Genomic DNA, 1,122 nt, shown 5'->3' with positions numbered 1-1,122 from the left:
CCCGGGCAAGGACTACTTCGTGCAGTCCTGGTACCAGGGCGGGGTGTCGATCATCGACTTCAACAACCCGCGCAAGCCGCGCGAGATCGGCTACTTCGACCGCCCGCCGGTGTCGGAGACCGAGAACGTCCTCGGCGGCTCCTGGTCGGCCTACTACTACAACGGCTACGTCTACTCCTCCGACATCCAGCGGGGCTTCGACGTGCTGAAGCTGGACGACCGCCGCCTGCGCGGCGCCGAGCGCGTCGAGTACGACGAGTTCAACCCGCAGAGCCAGCCCCGGTACAGCCCCGGGCGCTAGCCCGGAGCAGCCGTACGCCGGACCGGCCCCCCGCTGCCAGCGGGGGGCCGGTCCCGTGGTGGGGCCGGTTCCGTCGTGACGGACCGTGAGACGGACGCGGAACATGTTACGGCCGGTTAATTCGTCCGGATATTTCTGTACAAAGGAAATTGGCCTGTGTAATTTAAGGGTGTTTTGGTCCACGTTGGAGTGAGGAGCCCACGTGCCGACATCCCCCAGGCCGCTTCGTTCCCGGCGGTCCCTCCCACGCATGGGCGCGCTCGCCGCCGCCCTGGTCCTCGGCATCGGGCTCGCCCCCGCGGCGTCCGCCGACAGCCTCCCCGTGGGCGAGGGCACCAGCAGCGACAACGTCACCCACCTGGCGAACATCCCCAAGCCGTCCCCGGTCGACAGCGTCAACTCCGACCTGGCGTTCACCGGCGACTACGCCATCGGCGGCAACTACAACGGATTCGTCATCTACGACATCTCCGAGCCCGAGCGGCCCGAGATCGCCAGCCAGGTCCTCTGCCCCGGCGGCCAGGGCGACGTGTCGGTCAGCGGCGACCTGCTGTACTTCTCCGTCGACTACCCCCTCGTCGACGAGTCCTGCGGCGCCGAGGAGAGCACCCCGGCCGACGCCGACGCCTTCGAGGGCATCCGCGTCTTCGACATCTCCGACAAGGCCGACCCGGAGTACGTCGCCGCCGTGCGCACCGACTGCGGCTCGCACACCAACACCCTGGTGCCGAGCGAGGACGGCGAGACCGACTACATCTACGTCTCCTCCTACGCGCCGTCCGAGCGGTACCCCAACTGCAAGCCGCCGCACGACAAGATCT

Annotated in this window: 2 pseudogenes; both read left to right on the top strand. The window is 68.2% G+C overall.

What is annotated here, in order from left to right:
* Positions 1-301: pseudogene (locus NT8_RS28125) on the top strand (hypothetical protein); the annotation flags it as partial.
* Between the two features lie 250 nt (positions 302-551).
* A pseudogene (locus NT8_RS28120) lies at positions 552-1,122 on the top strand (hypothetical protein); the annotation flags it as partial.

The sequence above is a fragment of the Nocardiopsis trehalosi NBRC 14201 genome (assembly GCF_001552555.1).
GTDB classification, from domain to species: Bacteria; Actinomycetota; Actinomycetes; order Streptosporangiales; family Streptosporangiaceae; genus Nocardiopsis_B; species Nocardiopsis_B trehalosi.
This window is presented reverse-complemented; position numbering and strand designations above follow the sequence as displayed.